General features: G+C 42.3%; 24 protein-coding genes. 14 read left to right on the plus strand and 10 right to left on the minus strand.

The genetic code is table 11. From position 1 onward, the window contains the following. Nucleotides 1–9: 9 nt before the first annotated feature. Nucleotides 10–891 (minus strand): 5'/3'-nucleotidase SurE, encoded by an 882-nt coding sequence (gene surE / locus PSF09_RS12795; protein WP_164565478.1) that lies wholly within the window; start codon nt 889–891, stop codon nt 10–12. A 28-nt stretch (nt 892–919) separates the two neighbouring features. Continuing rightward, entirely contained in the window at nt 920–2,272 is a 1,353-nt protein-coding gene (locus tag PSF09_RS12800; RefSeq protein WP_196718187.1) for a hypothetical protein, read from the minus strand. Between the two features lie 660 nt (nt 2,273–2,932). Between PSF09_RS12800 and PSF09_RS12805 the strand changes: the two genes are divergently transcribed. Further along, nucleotides 2,933–4,651, plus strand: coding sequence for an arylsulfatase (locus tag PSF09_RS12805; RefSeq protein ID WP_231136910.1), 1,719 nt, complete (start codon nt 2,933–2,935; stop codon nt 4,649–4,651). Between the two features lie 90 nt (nt 4,652–4,741). Here PSF09_RS12805 and PSF09_RS12810 read toward each other — a convergent pair whose 3' ends face one another. Further along, nucleotides 4,742–5,671, minus strand: a complete 930-nt coding sequence (locus tag PSF09_RS12810; RefSeq protein WP_196718185.1) for an MBL fold metallo-hydrolase — start codon at nt 5,669–5,671, stop codon at nt 4,742–4,744. A 488-nt stretch (nt 5,672–6,159) separates the two neighbouring features. Between PSF09_RS12810 and hypF the strand changes: the two genes are divergently transcribed. The 12 genes from hypF (at nt 6,160) to hypE (ending at nt 18,875) form a co-directional block, all read left to right on the plus strand. After that, complete coding sequence (hypF, locus tag PSF09_RS12815) at nt 6,160–8,454, plus strand: carbamoyltransferase HypF (protein WP_272683979.1); 2,295 nt, start codon at nt 6,160–6,162, stop codon at nt 8,452–8,454. 590 nt (nt 8,455–9,044) lie between these two features. Further along, nucleotides 9,045–10,163: a hydrogenase 2 small subunit gene (hybO, locus tag PSF09_RS12820; protein ID WP_210837671.1), complete on the plus strand. Its 1,119-nt coding sequence runs from the start codon at nt 9,045–9,047 to the stop codon at nt 10,161–10,163. Between the two features lie 2 nt (nt 10,164–10,165). Further along, entirely contained in the window at nt 10,166–11,152 is a 987-nt protein-coding gene (gene hybA / locus PSF09_RS12825; protein ID WP_272664309.1) for a hydrogenase 2 operon protein HybA, read from the plus strand. Beyond that, nucleotides 11,136–12,323: a Ni/Fe-hydrogenase cytochrome b subunit gene (hybB, locus tag PSF09_RS12830; RefSeq protein WP_210837675.1), complete on the plus strand. Its 1,188-nt coding sequence runs from the start codon at nt 11,136–11,138 to the stop codon at nt 12,321–12,323. Before hybA ends, hybB begins: the two co-directional genes overlap by 17 nt. Then, on the plus strand, nt 12,320–14,023 hold the full coding sequence (gene hybC, locus PSF09_RS12835) for a hydrogenase 2 large subunit (protein ID WP_272664308.1): 1,704 nt from the start codon (nt 12,320–12,322) through the stop codon (nt 14,021–14,023). The genes hybB and hybC overlap by 4 nt, the downstream gene beginning before the upstream one ends. Further along, nucleotides 14,023–14,520, plus strand: a complete 498-nt coding sequence (locus PSF09_RS12840) for a HyaD/HybD family hydrogenase maturation endopeptidase (protein ID WP_210837679.1) — start codon at nt 14,023–14,025, stop codon at nt 14,518–14,520. The genes hybC and PSF09_RS12840 overlap by 1 nt, the downstream gene beginning before the upstream one ends. Further along, nucleotides 14,510–15,001: a hydrogenase-2 assembly chaperone gene (gene hybE, locus PSF09_RS12845; protein WP_210837681.1), complete on the plus strand. Its 492-nt coding sequence runs from the start codon at nt 14,510–14,512 to the stop codon at nt 14,999–15,001. Before PSF09_RS12840 ends, hybE begins: the two co-directional genes overlap by 11 nt. Further along, nucleotides 14,994–15,335: a hydrogenase maturation nickel metallochaperone HypA gene (gene hypA / locus PSF09_RS12850; protein ID WP_210837683.1), complete on the plus strand. Its 342-nt coding sequence runs from the start codon at nt 14,994–14,996 to the stop codon at nt 15,333–15,335. Before hybE ends, hypA begins: the two co-directional genes overlap by 8 nt. 90 nt (nt 15,336–15,425) lie before the next feature. Beyond that, entirely contained in the window at nt 15,426–16,466 is a 1,041-nt protein-coding gene (hypB, locus tag PSF09_RS12855; protein WP_272664307.1) for a hydrogenase nickel incorporation protein HypB, read from the plus strand. After that, a complete protein-coding gene (gene hybG / locus PSF09_RS12860; RefSeq protein WP_004908461.1) occupies nt 16,457–16,753 on the plus strand; it encodes a hydrogenase maturation factor HybG in 297 nt (98 codons plus the stop codon). The genes hypB and hybG overlap by 10 nt, the downstream gene beginning before the upstream one ends. Next, nucleotides 16,737–17,849 (plus strand): hydrogenase formation protein HypD, encoded by a 1,113-nt coding sequence (hypD, locus tag PSF09_RS12865; RefSeq protein WP_272664306.1) that lies wholly within the window; start codon nt 16,737–16,739, stop codon nt 17,847–17,849. Before hybG ends, hypD begins: the two co-directional genes overlap by 17 nt. Beyond that, nucleotides 17,850–18,875, plus strand: a complete 1,026-nt coding sequence (gene hypE / locus PSF09_RS12870; protein ID WP_272664305.1) for a hydrogenase expression/formation protein HypE — start codon at nt 17,850–17,852, stop codon at nt 18,873–18,875. Nucleotides 18,876–18,919: 44 nt separating this feature from the next. Here the strand turns inward: hypE and ureG are convergent, their stop codons facing one another. The 7 genes from ureG to PSF09_RS12905 are packed head-to-tail and all read right to left on the minus strand — an operon-like array spanning nt 18,920 to nt 23,931. Continuing rightward, nucleotides 18,920–19,537: an urease accessory protein UreG gene (gene ureG / locus PSF09_RS12875; RefSeq protein WP_004908472.1), complete on the minus strand. Its 618-nt coding sequence runs from the start codon at nt 19,535–19,537 to the stop codon at nt 18,920–18,922. A 9-nt stretch (nt 19,538–19,546) separates the two neighbouring features. Next, entirely contained in the window at nt 19,547–20,212 is a 666-nt protein-coding gene (locus PSF09_RS12880; RefSeq protein WP_210837690.1) for an urease accessory protein UreF, read from the minus strand. A gap of 21 nt (nt 20,213–20,233) precedes the next feature. Continuing rightward, complete coding sequence (gene ureE / locus PSF09_RS12885; protein ID WP_109911748.1) at nt 20,234–20,710, minus strand: urease accessory protein UreE; 477 nt, start codon at nt 20,708–20,710, stop codon at nt 20,234–20,236. A gap of 23 nt (nt 20,711–20,733) precedes the next feature. Continuing rightward, nucleotides 20,734–22,437: an urease subunit alpha gene (gene ureC, locus PSF09_RS12890; RefSeq protein WP_272664304.1), complete on the minus strand. Its 1,704-nt coding sequence runs from the start codon at nt 22,435–22,437 to the stop codon at nt 20,734–20,736. Beyond that, the gene (locus tag PSF09_RS12895) at nt 22,437–22,763 is read right to left on the minus strand and encodes an urease subunit beta (protein WP_272664303.1); all 327 of its coding nucleotides are present in this window, start codon (nt 22,761–22,763) and stop codon (nt 22,437–22,439) included. Before PSF09_RS12895 ends, ureC begins: the two co-directional genes overlap by 1 nt. An 8-nt stretch (nt 22,764–22,771) precedes the next feature. Beyond that, nucleotides 22,772–23,074: an urease subunit gamma gene (locus PSF09_RS12900; RefSeq protein WP_004908484.1), complete on the minus strand. Its 303-nt coding sequence runs from the start codon at nt 23,072–23,074 to the stop codon at nt 22,772–22,774. A 20-nt stretch (nt 23,075–23,094) separates the two neighbouring features. Next, complete coding sequence (locus tag PSF09_RS12905; protein ID WP_210837698.1) at nt 23,095–23,931, minus strand: urease accessory protein UreD; 837 nt, start codon at nt 23,929–23,931, stop codon at nt 23,095–23,097. A 414-nt stretch (nt 23,932–24,345) separates the two neighbouring features. Between PSF09_RS12905 and PSF09_RS12910 the strand changes: the two genes are divergently transcribed. Then, the gene (locus tag PSF09_RS12910) at nt 24,346–25,236 is read left to right on the plus strand and encodes an AraC family transcriptional regulator (RefSeq protein WP_042851525.1); all 891 of its coding nucleotides are present in this window, start codon (nt 24,346–24,348) and stop codon (nt 25,234–25,236) included. Nucleotides 25,237–25,292 lie beyond the last annotated feature (56 nt).

Consider the following 25,292-nt stretch of genomic DNA (forward strand, 5'->3'; position numbering starts at 1 on the left):
ATTGTAATCCTATTTTATATTAAGGATTTTTTGATACTCTTTAACTTTTTCATCTGGGGCATTCCAGTTACCATCAAATATAGTATAAGTAATGTAACCTTTATCAAGGTATCCTGTATCAGAATCATCATTTCTTATTTTTAATGCTTCTGGATTAATAATTTGTTTTGCTTTTCCTTCCGGTGTTATTTCATATAAAATTTGTGGGGATACGGCATATTCATTCTCCACAAATTTAATACCTTTAATTTTATCTTTAGCTAAAGCGGGATAATTTATACTGAGCCCTGATTTTGCCGGAAGTATGGCTTGCCCTGAAACCCAATTTTTATTTAGGTCATCAACTAGCTCAACAACATAAGTAACAGAATCAGGCCAATACTTATGGGTACTTGGCCAGCCAGATTTCATTTCCTCTTCAGTCATAATATAGCCAATACTGGCGGCTATCGCTGGGTAGCCAAGACGTACAGCACGTGCAGCAGCTGAAACTGTTCCTGAATTAAGTTGTGACGTTCCGGTGTTTGGACCATCGTTGACCCCTGAAATGACAAGGTCTGGTGGTGTTTCCCGTAATAACCCCTGTAAACCGAAATCGAGAGAATCAGCCGGTGTACCAGGAAAACAATAAGTACGCTCATCGACTTTTTTAACATCGAATTCTTTCCCTGCTTTGAATGTAATAGCCGTCCCTATTCCACTTTGATTTGTTGCTGGGCCGACAAGCCAAACATCATAGCCTTTAGCATCTAATTGTGACTTTAATTCAGTGATACCAAATGCATCACAACCATCATCATTAACCAATAAAATTCGCATTTTTTCTGTGGATGCTTGGGCTTGAAGTCCAAATAGTGCGAGTAAACTGACAGCTAAAATAGTTTTTTTCATTTTTCATCTCTACACATGATTAGTGGTATTAAAATATATTGAATTTATAGTCAAAAATAATATCTACTGCGATGGAATTTCTTTTAATATAATGACCATTATTATCAAAGGCGGGTTGTATTCGATTCCCTTCTGTTTGATATAACCAAGCTTTGGTTAATTTAGTAAACATTGTGAAATTTTTTAACCGTGGATCACTTGGTTGCCATGCATTGATAAGGTTAATTTCTCCTGTTTTAATTTTGTTATTTTTAAAATCGAACTGGCCATAATTTAATTGTATTGCGGAATAAAAGTCTTCAGCATATTTATAGTCAATCAATCCTGTGAGAGCGAGCTCTCCGTCACGTTGATAATGATAGGCTGCGGAAGACATTGGGTCTAAACGCCAGCGAACGTTTTTAACAGGATGTCGGTCAAAGTAACCGAGTGACCCATCATTTTTAGCGGCATCGGTGTACCCAATACCCACTTTCATTCCTAGGGCATCATATTGCCATTTGGCCGTACCTTCATATACCCATGAGCTGCCATTTGCAGCCTGCCGTGAGGAAGGCATATTTTTATACATTTCCTGAGGAATATTACCAACGGCTCGAAAACCGAGTGTAATATCTGAACGTGGCATGTAGTTAAAATCAATGAAATGGCGATCGATATAATCTTTTGCATATCCGTAATTGTAGGTTGCATTTAAGGTTTTTGTTTTATAATTAAGCCCCCCTGCTGCTATATATTCAACTGCTTCATTGCTCTTACTGCGTAGCTTTTCTTTGTTAGGGGAAGCTCGCTCCATTACACTATCAATATATAATGTATCAATTGAGATATCATAATATTTTAACGTACCTGTATAGCCTAAATAGCTATTTTCCGATGATTCATAAGAGTTTTTTAATACAGTATATTTCCCCGGTGCTTGCCAGCCATATTTAGCTTTAAAGCTTAATTCTTTATCGTCACCTAATTGTAATTTAATATTACGTTTATTAAATTTTTTGAAGCTTTCAGCATTTGAAGATTTAAATCCAGAACCATCGTTCCATAATAAATCCCTACTTGCAAAGTAATCACTGGCTCCTAATTTAGCTACATAAGTATAAGAAACGTCAAAACCCAGAGTTTCTTTCCATAAACCTGATTGATAATTTAATCCAATCGTTTGTGCCCATGCAGTATGGATATAGGTTGGCCCAACTTCATTTTCGTTTAAATATTTTAATCTATTTCTGAGAAATAAATCCATTTTACTGTCTTTGATTAACGATTCATTACTTAGGCTATCAATAAATTTATATTCTCTAGCATCTACAATAGAAGAGAATAATATTGGGATGAGCATTGACCCTTTCAGATATTTTAGTAGTCTAACTTTTTTCATATACCAACCTTTATTCTTGATTATTAGCAATATTATTTTAATTGTTACTTTTTATGGTTTTAATTTTATTGGGTTACTGAGCAAGAAGATTAGGCAAAAAAAAACCTGAATTTTTATACGATTTGATAAAACGTATAAAAATTCAGGTTCTTGCCTAGTCAAGCTAGTAACACACCAATTGCTACATATTTAAAACGGGTTTATTTTTTATTACAATATATAATGATTGAAATTGTGAGCTACCACTGATTTTAATAAATAGAGCTCCTGAAGTAAATAAAATAGATATGAGTTAAATTAATTACAACTCTATGAATTTATTTAATTATAAGAATTTAATGGATGTAATAGTTTTGATGCTGTTCACAAATATATAAATAATAGATTGTGAATTTAATTTATTTTGATTAGATAGTGGCATTCTGGGTGTGTTACTAGTTTGACTAGGCAAAAACCTGAGACTTATAGCATTGGATGTTATAGGTCTCAGGTTTTTTTGTTTTTGTCCTTTTAATCCGAATGTGAGTTGTTTTTTACTAACTCGTATTTTATAAGTGAGGCACTATGTCTAATAAAGAGCGGTCGAATAAAGAAACAAGAAAAACTAAAAAACGGTATTTTTTACAATTACCACACAAGCCAAACCCGCTTAGACAGTGTATGAGTACAGCATTAAGTGGCGCATTGATGCTATCGGCATCTTTTGCTACACATGCCGCAGCTGAAAATACTGCGTCGAATATAAAGCCACCGAACGTGATCTTAATTGTGCTTGATGATGTTGGTTTTGCTGATTTTGGATCTTTTGGTTCAGAGATCAAAACACCAAATATTGATGCACTTGCAGAATCCGGGGTGCGTTATAACCGCTTTGATACAAGTGCGATTAGTGCGCCAACTCGCGCGGCTATCGTTACAGGACGAAACAATCAAACTGTCAATATGGAAGATTTGCCACCGGATAATGTGAATGCGCCATCGAAAGAAACACCTCATGGTACAGGGCCAGCAACGAGTGGGGAAATACCTGAAAATGCACAAAATATTGCTCAAGCCTTGAAATCTGCAGGTTATGATACTTATGCGTTGGGCAAATGGCATTTGGCACCAAATTATAAAGATGATTTAGCTCGTAATCAGAGCTTTTGGCCAAGACAGCGTGGATTTGATTATTTCTATGGTTTTTTAAGCGGTCATACCAACCAATATAAACCTGCATTAGTCGAAAATAACCAAAAAATTACCCCGCCTAATCATCCTGAATATCATTTATCGGTTGATTTAGTCGACCATGCGATTAAGCGTATTGATCAGAAATCAGAACAACCGAAATTTATTTATTTGGCTTTAGGCGCAGCTCATTCGCCTTATCATGTGCCGCAATCTTATATTAAAAATTACAGTGGCAAATATGATCAAGGCTGGGATCAACTGCGCTTAGATAGGTTTGAAAAACAGAAGAAGTTAGGCATTATTCCACAAAATACCCTTTTACCGGTAAGGGAGAAAGGAGACGCAGCTTGGGATTCACTCGATACTGAGCAGAAAAAAGTGTATGCAAGGTTTATGGAAACCTATGCTGGTTTTATGACTCATACCGATGAACAAATTGGCCGTTTAGTCGACTACTTGAAAGAAACAGGCCAATATGATGATACGTTAATTATTTTATTGTCAGATAACGGCGCCGCGCCAGAAGGCGGGGTAAATGGTGGTTTTAGAACGGCATATATGGATAAAACAACGGTTAAAGAAATGTACGATAACCTTGATGATGCCGGTGGACCAAAAACGGACATGCTATATCAGCGCCCTTGGGCGTATGCGGGGGCAACACCCTTTAAGCGTTATAAACTGTGGCCTTATTTAGGTGGTGTTAGAACCCCTCTGATTGTGTCATGGCCTAGTCATATACAACAACCAAATAGTATTCGCTCTCAATATGTTAGTGTTATTGATATTGCCCCTACAATTTTAGAGGCGGCGGGAACGTCATTTGCAACAGAGGTTGATGGCGTAAAACAAATTCCTGTGGCCGGTAAATCTTTCTTAGAAACATTAAATTCGGATGACGCAAAAACCCGTGATGTGCAGTATTTTCAATTGCGTAGTCAGCGAGCTATTACTCAGGGTAACTGGAGAGCGGTCGCATTGCACCGTTATAACACCAGCTACAATGATGACCAATGGCAACTGTTTAATACAGCAGAAGATTTTTCTGAATCAACAGATTTAGCACAGAAATACCCAGAAAAATTGAAAGAATTACAGCAATTGTGGTGGGATGAAGCCAGAAAATATAGCGACCCAGCTGTCGTAGACCCTTCTGAATTCTTCTACAACTTTAATCGCATGGAAGATGGATTTATTAGTGATTAAATTTCACTGCTATTATTCTGTACGCTAATATTTGAATAAATAGATATAAAAAGGTATTGAATATCAATACCTTTTTATTATTGAAATACCTTATTTCACTTCAAAACGTTGTAAGTCTTTACTGACCGTTACTGGGCCTGAGTATTGTTTTCTTACTTCATCAATCCACACATCGTCGGTGATGGATGGGTCATCGGCAGGAACTAAGTGAGTTAGGACAAGGTGTTTTACATTGGCTTGTTGGGCTATTTTGCCAACATCTTCTGCGGTCGTATGGTGAGAAATAATCGCTTTTGCCAGCGTTGAGCCGTTGCCGATACGATTTGCTAAATTTTCCACCCCAGAAACTAAGACAACTTCACTGATTAAGTAGTCAGCATCTTTAGCAAATTCAATGATTTGGCTATTATCAATCATATCACCGGTAATAACGATAGTTTTTCCGCCAGATTGTATTTTATAAGCGAGGGCTTCGTCTGAGTTAAAAGGTGGGTGTGGAACAAATAAGGCACTAATTTCGATATCATCATTCTTGAGTACAGGCCCTTCTTGAATATCTTTTGCTGTAACCATTTGACGCAAATCAGGTTTACCTTCATCTTTAACGCGTAAATCAATATCGCGACTAAAAGTATCCCAAACACCTTTTGTCATACTTTCCGTTCCAACAGGGCCATAAACAGCGATATTATGGTTTAAACCGCTGTTCCAGGCATTTAACAGTAGGGCTGGATAATCGGCAACATGGTCACTGTGAAGGTGGGTAATAAAGATAGAATCAAGGTTTTTTAATGGGGCTTTTGATTGAACTAATCGCAAACTTGCTCCGTATCCTGCATCAAATAGGTATATTTTATCGTTCTTGATAAATGCTGTAGATTGCGGCAAACGTTTTTCATTTAATAAGGAAGGACCGCCTTTTGTTCCAAGCGTAATAATTTCATCTGCACTAGCTAGATGGCTAGCACCAAACAGCGCAGCACCGATAGAAAGAGAAACGAAAAGTTGTTTTAATTTCAAAATATCACCTCTTTATATTATTAATAGATTGAGTTTTTTTATGAATAATATTCATTTATCCCAAGATGTTGCTATATTGTTAATATATGAATGAGTCTACGTTTATGTATGACGGGATACTATCGTTCTTATGGACTAGGTGAATGATTTAGAAAGGTTATTTATGTTGATTATAGAGAATAATTCTGAAAATAATTAATCAAATTGGCTATAATTCTAATATTATTTAATAGAGAAAGTTATATTGTTTACACATTCAAGTTAAATTGGATTTTAAGTTTATATTTAAGACTGTTTAGAATTCTTAATGAATAAATGATAGGCTCTATTTTTTAATGTAATCATTATTGTATTACTAAATAACTGAATCGGTTTTTTTTAAAAAACGAACCTGCCAATTGTATTTACACGATTTTTTTTGATCTCAAGTGAAGTTTTTTTTATGTTTTAGCGCGAAAATATCCTTACAGTGGTAAGAGGATATCTCAGTGAAAAGTGGTATACAGTTACGCATCAAAGGGAAAGTTCAGGGGGTAGGGTTTCGCCCCTATGTTTGGCAATTAGCCCACCAATGCAAACTATTAGGTGATGTCTGTAATGATGGCGAAGGGGTGCTAGTGCGCTTATGTCTTGATTCGGATATCACTGAATTTACCCAGTTATTGTACCAACACTGCCCACCGTTAGCCCACATAGAAAGTATTGAACCGCAACCATTTCAATGGGATAAATTACCCAACGCATTTACTATTCGCCGTAGTGGTGAAGGCAAAATGGATACCCAAGTGATCCCTGATGCCGCCACTTGCGATGCATGCCAACAAGAGCTTTTCACCCCATCGAATAGGCGCTTTCATTACCCATTCACAAACTGCACGCATTGCGGCCCGCGTTTTACGATTATTCGTCATATGCCTTATGATAGGCCCAATACCGCAATGGCTGATTTTCCCTTGTGCCCAAATTGTTTAGAGGAATATCAATCCCCAGCAGATAGACGATTTCATGCACAACCCAATGCGTGCGCGGTGTGTGGTCCTGAAATTAAATTATGCGACTCATCAGGAAAAACGACTGCAAATAAAGAGAACGCATTACTCTTGGCAGCTCAGCAGCTATTGGCAGGGAAAATTGTTGCTATTAAAGGGATCGGGGGCTTTCACCTTGCTTGTGATGCGAGTCATGATAAGGCTGTCGAGGCTTTACGCGTTCGTAAATGCCGCCCAACTAAGCCACTGGCGGTAATGATCCCATCACTGAATTGGTTAGAGTTGCACAATATTCCGCCTAGTGATGGGCTACGTGCATTATTAAAAAGTCCAGCAGCCCCGATTGTATTGATTAAAAATTGGAAAAATTCTGAACTAAGCCAATATATTGCACCAAACCTAGCGGAAGTCGGTGTCATGTTGCCGTCTAATCCGTTGCAACACCTATTGATGGCACAAGTTAATCGCCCACTAGTGATGACGTCAGGAAATGTATCAGGAAAACCCCCTGTGTTGAGTGAGCAAGCTGCTCTGGCTGAGTTAGCCAATATCGCTGACTTTTACCTCACTCATAACCGCGATATTGTCCAACGCGCAGATGACTCATTGGTGCGTTATCATGATGGGAAAGCGGAAATGCTCCGCCGTGCGCGGGGCTATGTTCCTGATGCCATTGATTTACCTGAAGGGTTTGAAAATTCGCCATCAATACTGGCCTTAGGGGCGGATCTTAAAAATACCTTTTGTTTATTGCGAGACAAAAGTGCAGTAATGAGCCAACATTTTGGCGATCTTGATGACATGGACATTTTCGAACAATATCAGTCTGCGATTGTATTATTTGAATCTATTTATCGTTTCACGCCAGCAGCGATAGTCAGTGATAGGCATCCTAGTTATGTGAGTACGCGCTATGGGGAGGCGTTATCACAGCAATTACAAATTCCATTACTAAAAGTGCAGCACCATCATGCGCATATTGCTGCGGTAATGGCCGAACATGGCTTACCATTAAACAGTAATAAAGTTATTGGGTTAGCTCTCGATGGGTTGGGGTATGGTGATAACGACCGCTTATGGGGAGGTGAATGCTTACTGGTGGATTATAAGTCCAGCCAATATCTAGGGGGGTTACCTCCAGTAGCACTACCGGGAGGGGAATTAGCTTCTCGCCAGCCTTGGCGTAATTTCCTTGCTCATTGTTTACAGTTTGTTCCCCAGTGGCAAAAGCAAGAAAGCGCTGCTTATTTAATGTCATTTTCTTGGCAGGGCTTACAAAAAGCAATTGAAAAAGGAATTAATAGCCCAATGGCTTCATCCACTGGGCGGCTTTTTGATGCGGTTGCTGCAGCATTAGGTATTTGTACGGCGCAAACTAGTTGGGAAGGGGAAGCCGCTTGCCAACTTGAGGCGATTGCAATGAAGTCACCCGTGATCTCGCATCCGGTCACTATGCCATTAGTTGGTCAACAATTGGATCTACACACATTTTGGCAACAATGGATGGCGTACTGTGCGCCTAAACCACAACGGGCACATGCATTCCATGTGGCATTAGCGCAAGGTTTTGCCGAGCTTGCTAGGAAATCAGCGAACCAATATGGTAGCAAACAAATTGTTTTGTCGGGTGGTGTGATTCATAACCAACTACTGCGAGAGCTATTAGTGAATAATCTATCTGAGTTCGATGTGTTATATGCAAAACAATTTCCCATGGGGGATGGGGGGTTATCACTTGGGCAGGTAGCTATCGCTTCTGCAATATTGAAACATGAATCTATTATTGATGGGTAGTATTATATTTAAAAGATTGTATATCTACCTATAATTTTACGGTTTATTATATTAATAGATTATATTGATTTTTTGATATTGATTCTTATTTAGCATGTTCATGTTTATATTAATAGATTGTTTATTATTAATACACTCATTCCGTTTAATTAATTAAGTTTCAATAATAAATTTCAATATCGTAATGAAAATAAAAGAATTTTATATTTAAAATGATGTGATATATAACGCATTATTGAAAATTAAATTCATTTATTTATATTTCTTTTCTTTTTTCAATACAGTTTACTGAATCGATTTTTCTAGCAAATATATAAAAAAAATAAAATTTCTTATTGCCTCTTGATGAAGATCAAATGATTTAGGCACGGTAGGAATAGGATCTTATTTTATATTTATGCATCAGGTTACTTAAATAAGAATTTATTTCATTAGACTTGGTTTTGTTGGCTTCTTAAATAGATAAACACAAGCCAAACGTGTGTATATCATTTGTACACAGGGCTTTGTGGTATCTATAACCTCAAGATAATAAACAAAAATTGCCTAATGAATAGGTTCTAAGCCACCCATAATAATAGGAAAAAAGAATGATAGGAGACAACTCTATTATTTCTTCGCATGGCATTAACCGCCGTGATTTTATGAAGTTATGTACAGCACTGGCCGCGACAATGGGATTAAGCGGGAAGGCTGCTGCCCAAATTGCGGAATCTATTAGTGACCCAGCACGGCCACCAGTCATTTGGATTGGTGCCCAAGAGTGTACGGGGTGTACGGAATCTTTGCTGTGTTCCACCCATCCTACTTTGGAAAATTTAATTCTCGATACCATTTCATTGGAATACCACGAGGTGCTGTCTGCTGCCTTTGGTGAGCAAGTTGAGCAAAACAAACATAACGCAATTGAAAAGTACAAAGGAAAATATGTTTTAGTGGTCGATGGTTCTATCCCACTCAAAGATAACGGTATTTATTGCATGGTAGCGGGTAAGCCGATTGTTGAGCATATTCGTGAAGTGGCTGAACACGCCGCAGCCGTGATTGCGATTGGTTCTTGCGCTTCATGGGGCGGTGTTGCTGCGGCAGGTGATAACCCAACCGGCGCTGTGGGTTTAAACCAAGTGATTAAAGATAAAACAGTTATCAATATTCCAGGCTGTCCGCCGAATCCTCATAATTTTCTTGCGACAGTCGCGCATTTAATTACGTTTAATCGCCCACCAAAATTGGATAGCAAAAATCGTCCAATGTTCGCGTACGGTCGTTTAATTCATGAACACTGTGAACGTCGCCCTCATTTTGATGCAGGCCGCTTCGCAAAAGAATTCGGTGATGATGGTCATCGTGAAGGTTGGTGTTTATACCATTTAGGTTGTAAGGGGCCTGAAACTTACGGGAATTGTTCCACATTGCAATTCTGTGATGTTGGCGGTGTCTGGCCTGTGGCAATTGGTCATCCTTGTTATGGTTGTAATGAGGAAAATGTCGGCTTTCACAAAGCGATCCATCAGTTGGCGAGCGTGGAAAACCCAACACCAAGGGCGGATAAACCGGATGTCAATAACCGTGAAGGTGGCCAAATTTCATCTACTGCTGTGGGGTTAATCGGCGGTGTTGTTGGGTTAGTGGCTGGAGTCAGTGTGATGGCGGTACGTGAACTAGGCCGTCAAAAACGCCAACAAGATACTGACTCACGGGGAGAATAACCGTGAATAGACGAAATTTTCTGAAACTCTCCGCGGGGGGAGCATTACTTGCGGGAAGTTCACCCAGTTTGGCGGGGCCCGAAAACCGCCCGCCGATTCCCAATTCTTTGGGGATGCTATATGACTCGACTCTGTGTATTGGGTGTCAGGCGTGCGTGACAAAATGCCAAGATATTAACCATCCAGAACGTAACCCGGTTGGAGAACAAACTTGGTCAAATAATGACAAACTAACCCCTTATACCAACAATATTATTCAGGTTTGGAGTAGTGGAACCGGCGTTCATAAAGACCAAGAAAAAGATGGTTACGCCTACATTAAAAAACAATGCATGCATTGTGTTGACCCGAACTGTGTGTCGGTTTGTCCAGTTCAAGCCCTGAAGAAAGACCCAAAAACCGGCATTGTTCATTACGACGCCAGCGTATGTACTGGTTGCCGTTATTGCATGGTAGCGTGTCCATTTAATATTCCGAAATATGCCTACGATGACAAATTTGGCGCAATTCATAAATGCGAGTTATGTAACCAAAAAGGTGTCGAACGTTTAGATAAAGGCGGCTTACCCGGTTGTGTGGAAGTTTGCCCAACGGGTGCGGTGATTTTCGGAACACGAGAAGAATTGCTCGCGGAAGCCAAAAAACGCTTAACACTCAAAGTGGGGGATGAGTACGGTTACCCACGACAAACCTTACACAGCAATGACCCGAATGTTATTAAAGTGCCGAAATATGAGACTCATGTTTATGGCGAGCTCGAAGGCGGCGGCACACAAGTCATTGTTCTTTCAGGTGTACCCTATCAAAATCTAGGACTACCGGAGTTAGAACAGTTGTCCACCGGAGCCCGCTCTGAGTATGTGCAGCATACCCTTTATAAAGGCATGGTACTGCCATTGGCTGCGTTGGCTGGGTTGAGTTTCTTGGTGTATCGCAATACCAAGAATGACAAACACGAAGGAGATGACTCAAATGACGACGCATCATAAAGAACAGCCGCTAGGCGGGCGTTTAGTCAGTTGGCCAATCATGGTCTTTGGGCCCTTAGTGCTGATTTGTGTCATCTTGATAGTTAAACGTTTAGTCTTCGGCCTAGGCTCAGTTTCTGACCTAAATGGTGGCTATCCTTGGGGAATTTGGATTGCTTTTGACTTACTGATTGGAACCGGTTTTGCTTGTGGCGGTTGGGCGCTGGCTTGGGCGGTATATGTATTTAACCGCGGTGAATATCATCCGTTAGTGCGTCCCGCACTATTAGCCAGTTTGTTCGGTTACTCTCTTGGTGGTTTGTCCATCACTATTGACGTAGGTCGCTACTGGAACTTGCCTTACTTTTACATTCCTGGTTTCTTTAACACCAATTCGGTGCTATTTGAAACTGCGGTTTGTATGACGATTTATATTGGTGTGATGGCATTGGAATTTGCTCCTGCACTGTGTGAACGTTTTGGTTGGAAAGTTTCGTTAAAACGCTTAAATAAAGTGATGTTTTTCATTATTGCACTAGGAGCGTTATTGCCGATGATGCACCAATCATCAATGGGTTCATTGATGATTTCGGCAGGGTATAAAGTTCATCCTATTTGGCAAAGTTATGAAATGCTGCCATTACTCTCATTACTGACCGCATTCATTATGGGCTTTTCGATTGTCATTTTTGAAGGGTCATTACTCCAAGCCGCATTACGTGGGCAGGGCGCAGATGAACGGCCACTGTTTGTTCGTATCACTCGTATCTTGCAGGTACTGTTAGTGCTGTTTTTAGTCTGTCGTTTTGGTGAGCTGATTTATCGAGATAAATTGCACCATATCTTCAATACCGATTTCTACGCCATGATGTTCTGGATAGAAACCGCATTAATGGTTTTCCCATTGATTATTTTCCGCATGTCATCACTAAGAAATGATTCGCGGTGGTTATATGCAAGCGGTTTAAGCATGTTGATTGGCGCTGCTATGTGGCGGATGAGCTATTCCCTCGTTGCATTCAACCCCGGAGGCGGATACGACTACTTCCCAACAACAGAAGAACTTTTAATTTCAATAGGTTTCGTGGCAATAGAGGTATGCGCTTATATCTTATTGATCCGCTTATTACCTGTTATTCCAGCATTGAAAAAAACAACGATGAGCCATTCAGAGGCCCGAGGTAAAGCATGAGCCAACGTATAACAATAGACCCAGTCACTCGTATTGAAGGTCATTTACGCATTGATTGTGAAATTGAAGATGGAAAAGTCACCAAGGCTTGGGCTTCAGGCACGATGTGGCGTGGTATGGAAGAGATAGTCAAAGGGAAAGATCCCCGTGATGCCTGGATGATTATGCAGCGTATTTGTGGTGTTTGTACCACAGTGCACGGTATTGTGTCGGTGCGTACCATTGAAAGTGCCTTAAATATTGATGTCCCAGTGAATGCACAGTATATCCGTAATATGATTCTAGCCGCGCATACCATTCAAGACCATATTGTTCATTTCTATCAATTATCTGCGTTAGACTGGGTGGATATCACCTCTGCGCTGAACGCAGACCCAAATAAAGCGGCCGAAATATTGAAAGGTGTTTCGACGTGGCCACTGAATAGCCCAGAAGAGTTCACACGAGTTCAAGATAAAATTAAAAAACTGGTTGCCAGTGGGCAATTGGGTATTTTTGCTAATGGGTATTGGGGGCACCCAGCGATGAAGCTGTCGCCTGAGGTGAACTTAATTGCCGTAGCCCACTATTTACAAGCCCTTGAATGTCAGCGAGATGCTAACCGTATTGTGGCGTTATTAGGGGGGAAAACACCACATATTCAAAACCTTGCAGTTGGTGGTGTTGCAAACCCTATCAATCTTGATGGTGTCGGGGTTCTGAACCTTGAACGTTTGATGTATGTGAAATCCTTTATTGATCGTTTAGGGGATTTTATTGAGCAAGTGTATAAAATTGACGCAGCGGTGATTGCAGCAGGCTACCCTGAATGGCTCGAAGTCGGTCAAGGCGCGAAACATTACATGTGCATGCCTGAAATGCCAATGGATGGTAAAAATGGGAGCTTCTTATTACCGGGGGGTTATCTGGAAAACAGCGATTTTAGTACTTATCGCCCCATTACTAGCCATACAGATGAGTATTTGATCAACGGCATCAAAGAAAGTAGCAAACATGCATGGTACAAAGAAAATGAACCTCAAGCACCGTGGGAAGGCACCACCAACCCTGATTACACTGGCTGGGATGATGACGGTAAATATTCATGGGTAAAAGCACCGACTTTCTATGATAAAACCGTCGAAGTGGGGCCATTAGCAGACTTACTGTGCAAACTAGCGGCAAAACACGAGCCAACGGAAAAACACTTTAATGATGTGGTAAACCTGTATCAAACATTGACAGGTAACAGTATTAGTGTGGATCAACTGCATTCAACATTGGGGCGGATTATCGGACGTAGTGTTCGTTGTTGTGTACTGAATGAAACCTTGTCAATTCAATGGCAAGCGCTGGTGGACAACATCGCAAAAGGGGATCACACCACCTTTGTAAAACCAATCTTCCCAGAAAATGCCACCATTAAAGGTGTTGGTTTTGGTGAAGTACCTCGAGGTTTGTTATCCCATTGGGTGGTGATCAAAGACGGTAAAATTGAAAATTACCAAGCGGTAGTACCTTCTACTTGGAACTCCGGCCCACGTAATTTCAATGATGAGCCGGGTCCTTACGAGCAAGCATTGGTAGGAACTCCCGTTGCTGACCCATCTAAACCCCTTGAGGTGGTGCGAACCATCCACTCATTTGACCCTTGTATGTCTTGTGCTGTACATATTGTTGACCCTGAAGGTGGCGAAGTCACTAAGGTTAAGGTGCTGTAATGCGTATTTTAGTCTTAGGTGTTGGCAATATACTGCTCAGTGATGAAGGAATTGGGGTACGCATCGTTGAGGCTTTAGAACAGCGCTATCATCTACCTGAATGCGTAGAAGTACTTGATGGTGGAACGGCAGGAATGGAATTGATTGGCCCAATGGCGGATAGAGACCATTTAATTATTGCCGACGTCGTGTTATCGAGCCAGCAGGCTGGCTCGATTTTAGTCTTGCGCGATGACGAAGTTCCTGCGCTATTTACGCGTAAAATTTCCCCGCATCAACTCGGTTTATCAGATGTGCTATCAGCTTTGCATTTAACCGATGAATTTCCACAGAGGCTAACATTAGTTGGCGTTGTGCCTGAATCTCTCGAACCGCATATTGGTTTGACAGCAACTGGGCAGGCCGCTTTAGAGCCAGCCTTACAAAAGGTCATTGAGGTTTTGCGAAGCGAAGGCTTGGAAATCATAGCAAAAGAAGAGAGTTTGCATGCCGGATGAAATCTTAGGTTATGACACTAACCCTCGGCCTCTGGTGGAGGCCGCATTTACGCGGGTTGCTGAACAATCAATGCATGATTTGTCATTTTTGCATCCGACGATGCCAGTGCATGCCAGTGAATTTACACTGTTTGACGGGCAATGGGTGGGCGTGGTGATCACGCCATGGATGCTCAGTGCGATTATTCTACCGGGGCCTGAACAATATTGGCCTCGCCGCGTGGTCGGTGACAAGGTTGGGTTAATCCTCCCTTATGGTGAAATGACGTATACCGTGGGTGAATTAGACGGTTTAACTCAATATGTTGCTTGCTCATTAATGTCGCCATTAGAAAAGAAAATGACACCGGAGCAAGGTATTCACTTGGTGGATGATTGTCAGCGAATTTTGTTATCGCTTCCAGTGAGTGACCCAAATATTCCTCAAGCACCTGAACGCAGGGCATTGTTTACCCGTCACTTAAGGGGGCAGGATGCATGAGATTTCGTTATGTCAAAGTACGATAGAAATTATTGAACAGCAGGCGAAAAAAAATGCAGTTAACCGAGTCACTGGTGTTTGGCTTGAAATTGGTGCGCTCTCTTGTGTTGAAGAGAGTGCATTTCGCTTCAGTTTTGATGTCGTTTGCCGTGGTACGGTTGCAGAAGGCTGCCAGCTCCACATCATTTACTCGCCCGCACAAGCATGGTGTTGGGATTGTAGTGAAACGGTGGAAGTAGACAGCCACCAATCGGTTTGTCCACGCTGTCAGGGGCTGAACCTGAAAGTTGAGAGTGGGGAGAGTTTGCGTATCAAAGAGTTGGAAGTGGAATAGCTTTTTGAACTGACTTTGAGGTGTATCAACCAGACTCAATAGATTATGTATTAATCTAATTTAACAATTTAGCGGTTGGGAGTGAAATTTATGTGTAGTACTTGTGGATGTGCATCGGGAGAGCGCAAAATTGAGGGGGATGACCATCATCATGGTCACGATCATCACCACGACCATGACCACCATCATGGTCACGACCACCACCACGATCACGACCATCATGACCACCAGCATGATCATGAATCTCACGGGCAAACAGTGATCATTCATCACCATTACTATCATCAAGGTGATGTGCATAACCATTATCACCAATATGAGCCCGCACCTGCTGAAAATAAATCTAAAAAGCATAAACACAAACATAAGCATAAACATATTTATCAAACGGCTGAGGCAAGTTTTAAACCAGCTGGGGAACACCATGACCTTGATTATGGACACGGTGAAGCAGGTACCCATGCACCGGGAATTAGCCAAAAACGTATGCTACAAATTGAAATGGATGTGTTAGACAAGAATAACCATCTGGCAGAACATAACCGCGAGGATTTTAACCAGAAGAATATTTTAGCGCTAAACCTCGTTTCTAGCCCGGGTTCTGGAAAAACGACCTTACTCACAGAAACCTTATTAAGACTGCGTGACAAAATCAATTGTGCAGTGATTGAAGGTGACCAACAAACCACTAATGATGCACAACGGATCCGCGAAACGGGTGTATCTGCGATTCAAGTGAATACAGGAAAAGGTTGTCACTTAGATGCACAAATGGTGCACGATGCAACGGCACGTTTAGATTTAGCAGATAACAGCTTGTTATTTATCGAAAATGTTGGGAATCTCGTGTGCCCTGCCAGTTTTGACCTAGGGGAGCGCCATAAAGTGGCGGTGCTGTCGGTCACGGAAGGGGAAGATAAACCTCTCAAATATCCACATATGTTTGCGGCAGCAGATATTATGTTATTGAATAAAATTGACTTATTGCCATACCTGAATTTTGATGTTGATGCGTGTATCGCCAATGCCAAGCAGGTGAACCCCAATATCCAAGTTATTCAAGTGTCTGCAATACGCGGCGAAGGGATGGATGCATGGCTGGCATGGTTGGAGACACAGCTATGTGCTTAGGTATTCCGGGCAAAATAGTTGCAGTTGGTGAAGATATCCACCAACTCGCTCAAGTGGATGTTTGTGGGGTAAAACGCGATGTTAATATTGGCCTAATTTGTGAAGGTGAAACCACTGATTTATTAGGCCAATGGGTATTGGTACACGTCGGGTTTGCCATGAGTATCATCAATGAAGAAGAAGCGCAATCTACCTTGGATGCCTTAACCGCGATGAGTCAATTAGACCATGAAGTTGGTGATTTTAGCGGTTTAAATGCAGGAGCAACAGATGCAGTACGTCGATGAATTTCGCGACCCTGTTCTTGCAAAAGCGCTATTGGCGCATATTCATCAACGGGTGAATGAAATACCTCAAGCGAAACGACGTCCATTACAACTCATGGAAGTCTGTGGAGGCCATACCCACGCGATTTTTAAGTTTGGTATTGACCAGTTATTACCCGCTGAAATTGAATTTGTTCATGGGCCAGGTTGCCCTGTGTGCGTTTTACCAATGGGACGAATTGATGGCTGTATTGAAATTGCACAGCACCCAGAGGTTATCTTTTGTACTTATGGTGATGCAATGCGAGTGCCGGGCGAAAAGGGCTCTTTACTTGACGCCAAGCGTAATGGAGCGGATGTCCGCATCGTTTATTCACCGCTAGATGCTTTGGCATTAGCAGAGCAGCATCCCCATCGCCAAGTGGTTTTCTTTGGCTTAGGTTTTGAAACCACCATGCCGAGTACTGCAATCACCTTGCAGCAAGCAAAACGCCGCCAACTAGCCAATTTTAGTGTGTTCTGCCAGCATATTACGATTATTCCCACCTTGCGTAGCTTACTCGAACAACCGGATGTGCGTATTGATGGCTTTTTAGCGCCGGGGCACGTGAGCATGGTGATTGGCGCGCATCCCTACCAGTTTATCACTGAAGACTTTCATAAACCCTTAGTGGTTACAGGCTTCGAACCCTTAGATATTTTGCAGTCATTAGCCATGTTAGTTGACCAAATCGCCGATGGCCGTTGTGAAGTAGAAAACCAATATAAACGTGTTGTGGCTGATGAGGGCAACCTGTTAGCACTTAAAGCATTAGAGGACGTTTTTGAACTCAAACAAACCAGCGAATGGCGCGGATTGGGGGAAATTGCCGATTCTGGGGTTCAATTAACTCAAGCTTACCAATTTTTTGATGCTGAGAGGCGCTTTCAGGTACAACCTCATAAGGTGGCTGATGACCCGCAAGCACGCTGTGGTGAGGTGTTGACAGGGCGCTGTAAACCCAGCGAATGTACGTTATTTGGGCGTCGTTGTACGCCACAAACTGCTTTTGGTGCATTAATGGTTTCTTCTGAAGGTGCCTGTGCAGCTTATTACCAATATCGTCGGGAGGCATAAATGAGTCGTGATGCTAACAATGTGGTGACGATGGCCCACGGTAGTGGTGGGCAGGCGATGCAGCAATTGATTGAACAACTGTTCTTGCAGGCATTTGCTAACCAAGCGTTGAATGAGCGGGAAGACCAAGCTCGGCTAGCATTGGCAGAAATGACCGCATTAGGCGACCGGTTGGCATTTAGCACTGATAGCTATGTCGTCGACCCGATTTTCTTTCCCGGGGGCAATATTGGTAAATTAGCCGTTTGCGGCACAGTGAATGACGTCGCAGTCAGTGGTGCTATTCCCAAATACCTTTCTTGCGGTTTTATTTTGGAAGAAGGCTTTCCACTTTCTGAACTTACCTCAATTGTGGAATCCATGGCGGCAACGGCAGCGGCTGCGGGTGTGGATATTGTGACCGGCGATACCAAAGTCGTGCAGCGCGGGGCGGCAGACAAAATTTTTATCAATACGGCCGGTATTGGTGTGATCCCGAGCAATATCCAGTGGGGAGCGCAGCATATTCAAGCGGGGGATAAAGTGATTGTTAGCGGTACGCTGGGTGACCACGGCGCCACTATTTTAAACCTACGCGAACAACTTGGGTTAGAAGCGGAGCTTTGCAGTGATTGTGCAGTATTAACGCCATTGATAGCACCGCTACGTGAAATTGATGGCGTTCGGGCATTACGAGACGCAACTCGTGGTGGCGTAACGGCAATCCTACATGAATTTGCCCAAGCCAGCGGCTGTGGAATTGCGGTTAATGAAGGTGATTTACCTATCTCTTCTGCGGTTAGGGGCGTGTGTGAGCTATTGGGCTTAGAGCCGTTAAACTTTGCGAATGAAGGTAAATTAGTGATTGTGGTGAAACCTGAAGTGGAAAATGCGGTGCTTGCTGCACTACACCAGCACCCATTAGGGAAAAATGCAGCCACGATTGGTTGTGTGACTGAGCAAAAACAAGTCAAATTAGTTGGGATCTTCGGTACATCAAGATTATTAGATTTACCCCACAGTGAGCCTTTACCCCGTATTTGCTAATTGAAAACGGCCTATAGATAGAATCTATAGGCCGTTCAAATCTATTAACGCCTTAACATACCTTTATCGATAATAAACTCGATAATGGTTTCTAAGCCGACTTTTTTCTTTAAGTTAGTAAACACATAGGGCTTTACTGGGCGCATTCTTGCGGTATCGGCTTCCATTACTTCTAATGAAGCACCGACATAGGGTGCAAGGTCAATTTTGTTAATCACCAATAAATCGGAATGGGTGATCCCCGGGCCGCCTTTACGTGGAATTTTTTCGCCTTCAGCAACATCGATAACATAAATAGTTAAGTCTGCCAGTTCTGGGCTAAACGTCGCGCTGAGGTTATCACCGCCGCTTTCCACAAACACGATATCAAGGTTTTTATGGCGCATGGCTAACTCTTCAACTGCCGCTAAATTCATTGATGCATCTTCACGAATCGCCGTGTGAGGGCAGCCGCCAGTTTCAACGCCAATAATGCGATCCGCATCTAATGCTTCGGCTCGGGTTAAAATTTTGGCATCTTCTTGGGTGTAAATATCATTGGTGACAACGGCAATTTGGTAAGTGTCGCGCATGGCTTTACATAACACTTCTAATAATGCGGTTTTTCCTGAGCCGACCGGCCCACCGACACCAATTCTTAAGGGTTGATTATATTCTTGCATAGCATTTTCTCATGAACGAAAAAGTCGTGTGTATTGGGTTTCATGCCGACTACTGGCAATAATTTGTGCAGGTGTAAAACTGCCAATATCGTCTATTGGCCAGATCGCTGATTGCGTAACCACTTCGGGTATGCGCTCAGCAAGGGTAAATAAAATATTTTGCCCTGCGCTTTGCCCTAAAGGGATAAGCTTAACACCGGACATCACAGTGTTTTCTAGCCAACCCCATGCATACGCGGTGCACAATTTTTCAACGTCAATCTGCCAATTTACGGCGGCGAGAGCGAAAGCCATTAGCTGGGTTTGTTTCACGCAGGTTTGCAGGTTAGCATCCAGTTCAATACCTAGCTGAGGAAGTAGTCGGGCAAAAGCAATTCCTCGTTGCCGTTCTTCTTGACGCAATTCTTTGGTTTCACGGCTGGCAATCATAAATTCACACCAATATTTCACCGTTTCAATATCACCAAGGGAAAGGGAAGTATGAATTTGCCGTAAAACAGGAAGCTCTAATGTTGCAATGGCATGTGTCATTTGTGCGGTTAGCCAGCCAGCAAGGGTATCAGGTGTTGTTACCCAGCCTTTTTCAATCGCCCATTCTAGGCCTTGTGAATAGGTAAATGACCCAACAGGCAAAGAAGGGCTAACTAACTGGTATAAGCGCAGATCTGCTAACATAGGCAAACTCCCTGAACCCGATTAGTGGTGGTGATCATCGTGGCCGTGATGGTGGTGATGACCACCTGATGAGCCGCCATAGGCCCCTGGTTCCGGTTGGTACTTTTCTAAACCGACACTGACGGTAGCGCCTAATCCACGGGCCATATCATCTAGCACATGGTCATGAAAATAACGGCACCAGCCCGCTTCAATTTGCAATGGAACATGGCGGTTACCTAAGTGATAGCAAACGCGAGCAAGTAACAGAGCGTCATCACTGTAAACCGTAGAAACTTGCTCTTTCGCGGCTTCGATGGTGACTAACTCACCGTCTTCAGTGGATAAAACATCGCCTTCCTTCAGGATGGTTCCGCGCGGCAAAAATAGCCCCGCTTCTTGCCCATCGCTTAAAGTGACTTTTAAACGGCTTTTGGTACGCTCATCCATAGTTAAGCATAGGGTTAACGCTGTTGGTGAATGCGGTTGTGGAGCAACCACTTTAATAAATTTTTTCATTCTCTGGCTCTTTTAATTAGGGGTCAGAATAAAAAGTAACGTTGTGCCATCGGTAACTCAGTCGCTGGTTCACACACCAGTGGGATACCATCGGCTTTGACGATATAGGTTTGTGGATCAAGTTCGATGTGGGGCACATAACTGTTGTGTACCATTGAAGCTTTGCTAATGCTTCGGCAGCCTTCAACTCGGCCTATTTGGCTCTGTAGGCCTAATTTTTCAGGAACACCTGCTTCAATACCGGCTTTTGACATAAAAATCATCGAGGTATGGTATTTTGCTTTACCTAACGCCCCAAACATCGGGCGGTAATGTACTGGCTGTGGTGTCGGAATAGCAGCGTTAACATCGCCCATTGGTGCATACGCAACCATTCCCCCTTTCATGATAAGGGCGGGTTTGATACCAAAAAATGCAGGATCCCATAATACGATATCCGCTAACTTACCGATTTCTACCGAACCGACTTCATGGGCGATACCGTGAGCGATAGCGGGGTTAATGGTGTATTTCGCCACATAGCGTTTGATACGGTTATTATCGCTATCGAGAGTGTCGCCTTCTAACGTCCCACGCTGTAATTTCATTTTATGAGCACATTGCCAAGTACGAGTAATCACTTCGCCAACGCGTCCCATGGCTTGTGAGTCTGAGGACATCACAGAAATTGCACCCATATCGTGTAAAATATCCTCCGCAGCAATGGTTTCACGGCGAATTCGAGACTCAGCAAAAGCCACATCTTCTGGAATCGATGGGTCTAAATGGTGGCAAACCATTAACATATCCAAGTGCTCATCAACGGTATTGATGGTGTATGGCATTGTAGGGTTGGTCGATGCAGGCAGAATATTCGGTTCTCCAACAGATTTGATGACGTCAGGGGCATGGCCACCGCCAGCACCTTCAGTATGGAATACGTGGATCACTCGCCCTGCAATAGCTTTCACGGTTTCTTCATAAAAACCACCTTCATTCAGCGTATCTGAATGGATAGCCACTTGCACATCCATTTCATCGGCCACATTCAAGCAATTGTGAATAGCCATTGGGGTAGCGCCCCAATCTTCGTGAATTTTTAAGCCTATTGCCCCCGCTTCGATTTGTTCGCGAATAGCTTCGGGTTGACTGACGCAGCCTTTACCAAATAGCCCGACGTTGATCGGCAGTTCATCAACGGCTTCTAACATGCGGTACATATTCCAAATACCGGGGGTGACGGTCGTGGCATTAGTACCAGCAACAGGGCCTGTTCCACCGCCTATAAAGGTGGTAACACCGGAAACAAGACCTTCTTCTGCCTGTTGTGGGCATATAAAATGAATGTGAGTATCAACGCCACCCGCGGTGATAATTTTACCTTCACCAGCAACCACTTCTGTGCCGGGGCCGATAACGATATCAACATTGGGTTGAACATCAGGGTTACCAGCTTTACCAATCCCCGCAATACGGCCGTTTTTAATTCCGATATCCGCTTTAACAATGCCCCAGTGGTCTAAAATAATGGCATTAGTGATTAACACATCGACACACTGGTCACTGGTGACTTGGCTTTGACCCATGCCGTCACGAATAACTTTACCGCCACCAAATTTGACCTCTTCACCATAGGTGGTGAAATCCTTTTCGATCTCTAAAAATAATGCTGTATCAGCTAAGCGTAAGCGGTCACCAGTTGTGGGGCCAAACATATCCGCATACGCTTGACGAGAGATTGTTTTCATTATTTATTCTCACTCTCTAACTTGCCCATGACTTTGCCATGGAAACCATAAATTTCTCGCTTGCCACTAAAAGCGACGAGTTCAACAGTACGACTTTGTCCAGGTTCAAAACGCACCGCCATACCTGCTGGGATATTCAAACGAAAACCCAGCGTGCCTTCACGTTCAAATTTTAGGGCCTCATTGACTTCATAAAAATGATAGTGAGAGCCAATTTGAATCGGGCGGTCACCATGGTTGGCAACTTGTATCGTTTGGGTTTCTCGACCTGCATTGAGTTCGATATCGCCTAAAGCGTGGTTGACTTTAATTTCACCGGGGATCATGTTGTTACCTATACAATCGGGTCGTGAATAGAAACCAGTTTTGTGCCATCAGGAAATGTACATTCCACCTGAATGTCTTTGATCATTTCCGGCACGCCTTCCATTACCTGCTCTGCGGTTAACACGGTTCGACCTTCGCTCATTAATTGAGCAACCGTCTTGCCATCACGGGCGCCTTCCATAATCGCACAACTGATCAATGCGACCGCCTCAGGGTAATTAAGCTTTAATCCACGGGCTAAACGCCTTTCAGCAACGAGGCCTGCCGTAAAAAGCAATAATTTATCTTTTTCTCTGGGGGTTAATTCCATTTTTTGCTCCTAAAAAACGTTTAAGTTGCCCAAATACGCGGCGGTTCTGGACAATAACCTAACCAGTATTGTCTTGTTGCCTGCCAAATATGGGCGAAGCAAGCCATCATGGGCTCGGTTTGAGAACCTAATAACCGCAATACTAAAATACCGTCTACATCAGTCAGTCCATACTCAAGCGGCCTCACTTCCGTAGAGAAAAACACCGCCAAACTCTCGTGAAGTTCAGCTTTTAATTCATCGCTGGCGGGGTAGATATACAAGGAACCCACCATAGGAAATTCACGCATGACGGCAGATTGTTTTTGCGAACCCTCGATAAATATGGATTCTGCCAAGGTGAGTTTGTCATCAATATAAAACTGCAAGCGGCCCCGAATATCACCGTTGTCGAATTGCTCGTTTAATACGGGGCGGCCTAAACATTGGATTTCCCAGCCGATAAATTTTGATGAACTTGCGATTCGAATATGAGTCTCTAAGCGAACTTGAGCCTCAGGGAAAAAAATATTTTCTTGAGGTAACCATTCTAAGAACCCATTGGGCGCGACGGTTAAGCTTTGTACTTGTCGTGCAACGCCGCCCGCACTACGATAAAATTTTGTTGCACCAGGCGTGGTCAATAACGCATGGGCATGTGGTTGAACATCAATATTGATAAGGAGTTTATCCCCCCCGACAACGCCACCGGGTGGATGAAGTAAATACGTGTGTGCAATTCCTTGCTCGGGGTAGAATGGCCGCTGAACCATTAAAGGGCCGATATGTTGTTTGTCCGTTAAGCGGGTGACGCCACGTTTTAGTTCATACCGTAAAAAGATTTCAGCTAACCAGCCTGATCCTGAAAAATCAGACATACTTTCTCCTGCAACTCAGTCAACTAAAAATACGCGAACATGTTTAGCTATACGCCTAACAAAAATTGGGTAGTTATGATGTAAAAGCTAATGCAAGTAGGGTAGGGTGTGAGTGAATACCAAAATCATTATTATTATGCAGTGTTGTCGGCTGCATGTGTCTGCCGCGCGATTCTACACCTTATATCGAAAATTACCTTTCAATTAAATAGCATTTTATTTAGAAAATGTAACAACCGTCAAAATAACAGTAAAAAATGAGCGTATATCTATATTGCGATTTCAGCGTAACAGGACTATATTCTCAGCCGCACAGGTATGGGGTTGATATGTTTTGCTACGTGACTTTATATCTATTCAACAATCCCTTTTCTTGGGAAGTCATTCTGACATTAACTGCAGTTTATAGAGATTATGGAATATAAATTCTTTCTTTCGGAAAGCCAAATGGTGCTAAAAGCGTTTTATATTGAAAACGCGATGATAGCCATGTTAACTGGCGCGAAAGGAAATGTTGTGATCAACGGTCAATCCATTGAAATTGAAACCGATGTCACCTTAATTATTCCTAAATATAGCCAAGTTTCTTGCAATATTGTGTGTAACACCGTGAATCAGCCGCTTGAATTACACACCTTATCGATGTCAGAAGAAGAATTACAATCGGTATTTTTATTACTAAAAACACTGATGAAGTCGGGTGCGCCACTGACTAGCCACCAACCCATTTACCATGTTTCTCCCCCTGAAACAGTGAGAGATAACTTTAGTTTATTAAAACAATGCTTACCATTAAAAAAACAGAGTGAATCCCAAGAAGCATTGTTAATGAAACAGAGCCTATATTTTATTTTAATGGCAGTATATCAAGAAGGTATCGATATTCTTAACCTGTTTCGTTTTAATTATGATGAACCGAAAAACCAAGCAATTACCCATTTGATAACTCAAGAACCGCAAAAAAAATGGCATTTAGACGATGTTGCGAAAGCGTTATTTACAACACCTTCAACTTTGCGTCGCCATTTAAACCGTGAAGGGGTGTCATTTCGTCAATTACTGCTAGATGTTCGAATGGGAATGGCATTGAATTATTTAACATTTTCGAATTATTCTGTTTTTCAAATTAGTCATCGCTGCGGTTTTGGCAGTAATGCTTATTTTTGCGATGTCTTTAAGCGAAAATATAATATGACGCCTTCTCAATTTCGGTTGCAATCAAGGCAGTCGAACGACCCGAATTTTATTACCAATTTGTCCTTGCACTCTAACCCAATTGAATTTGACAAAGAAATTGATGAGTAGTTGTTAAGATAGGTCAAATAACGACTTAATTTTGACGGTTTCTCGAATAAATTCGC

The sequence above is a fragment of the Providencia sp. PROV141 genome, assembly GCF_028481645.1.
Taxonomy (GTDB): Bacteria; Pseudomonadota; Gammaproteobacteria; order Enterobacterales; family Enterobacteriaceae; genus Providencia; species Providencia rettgeri.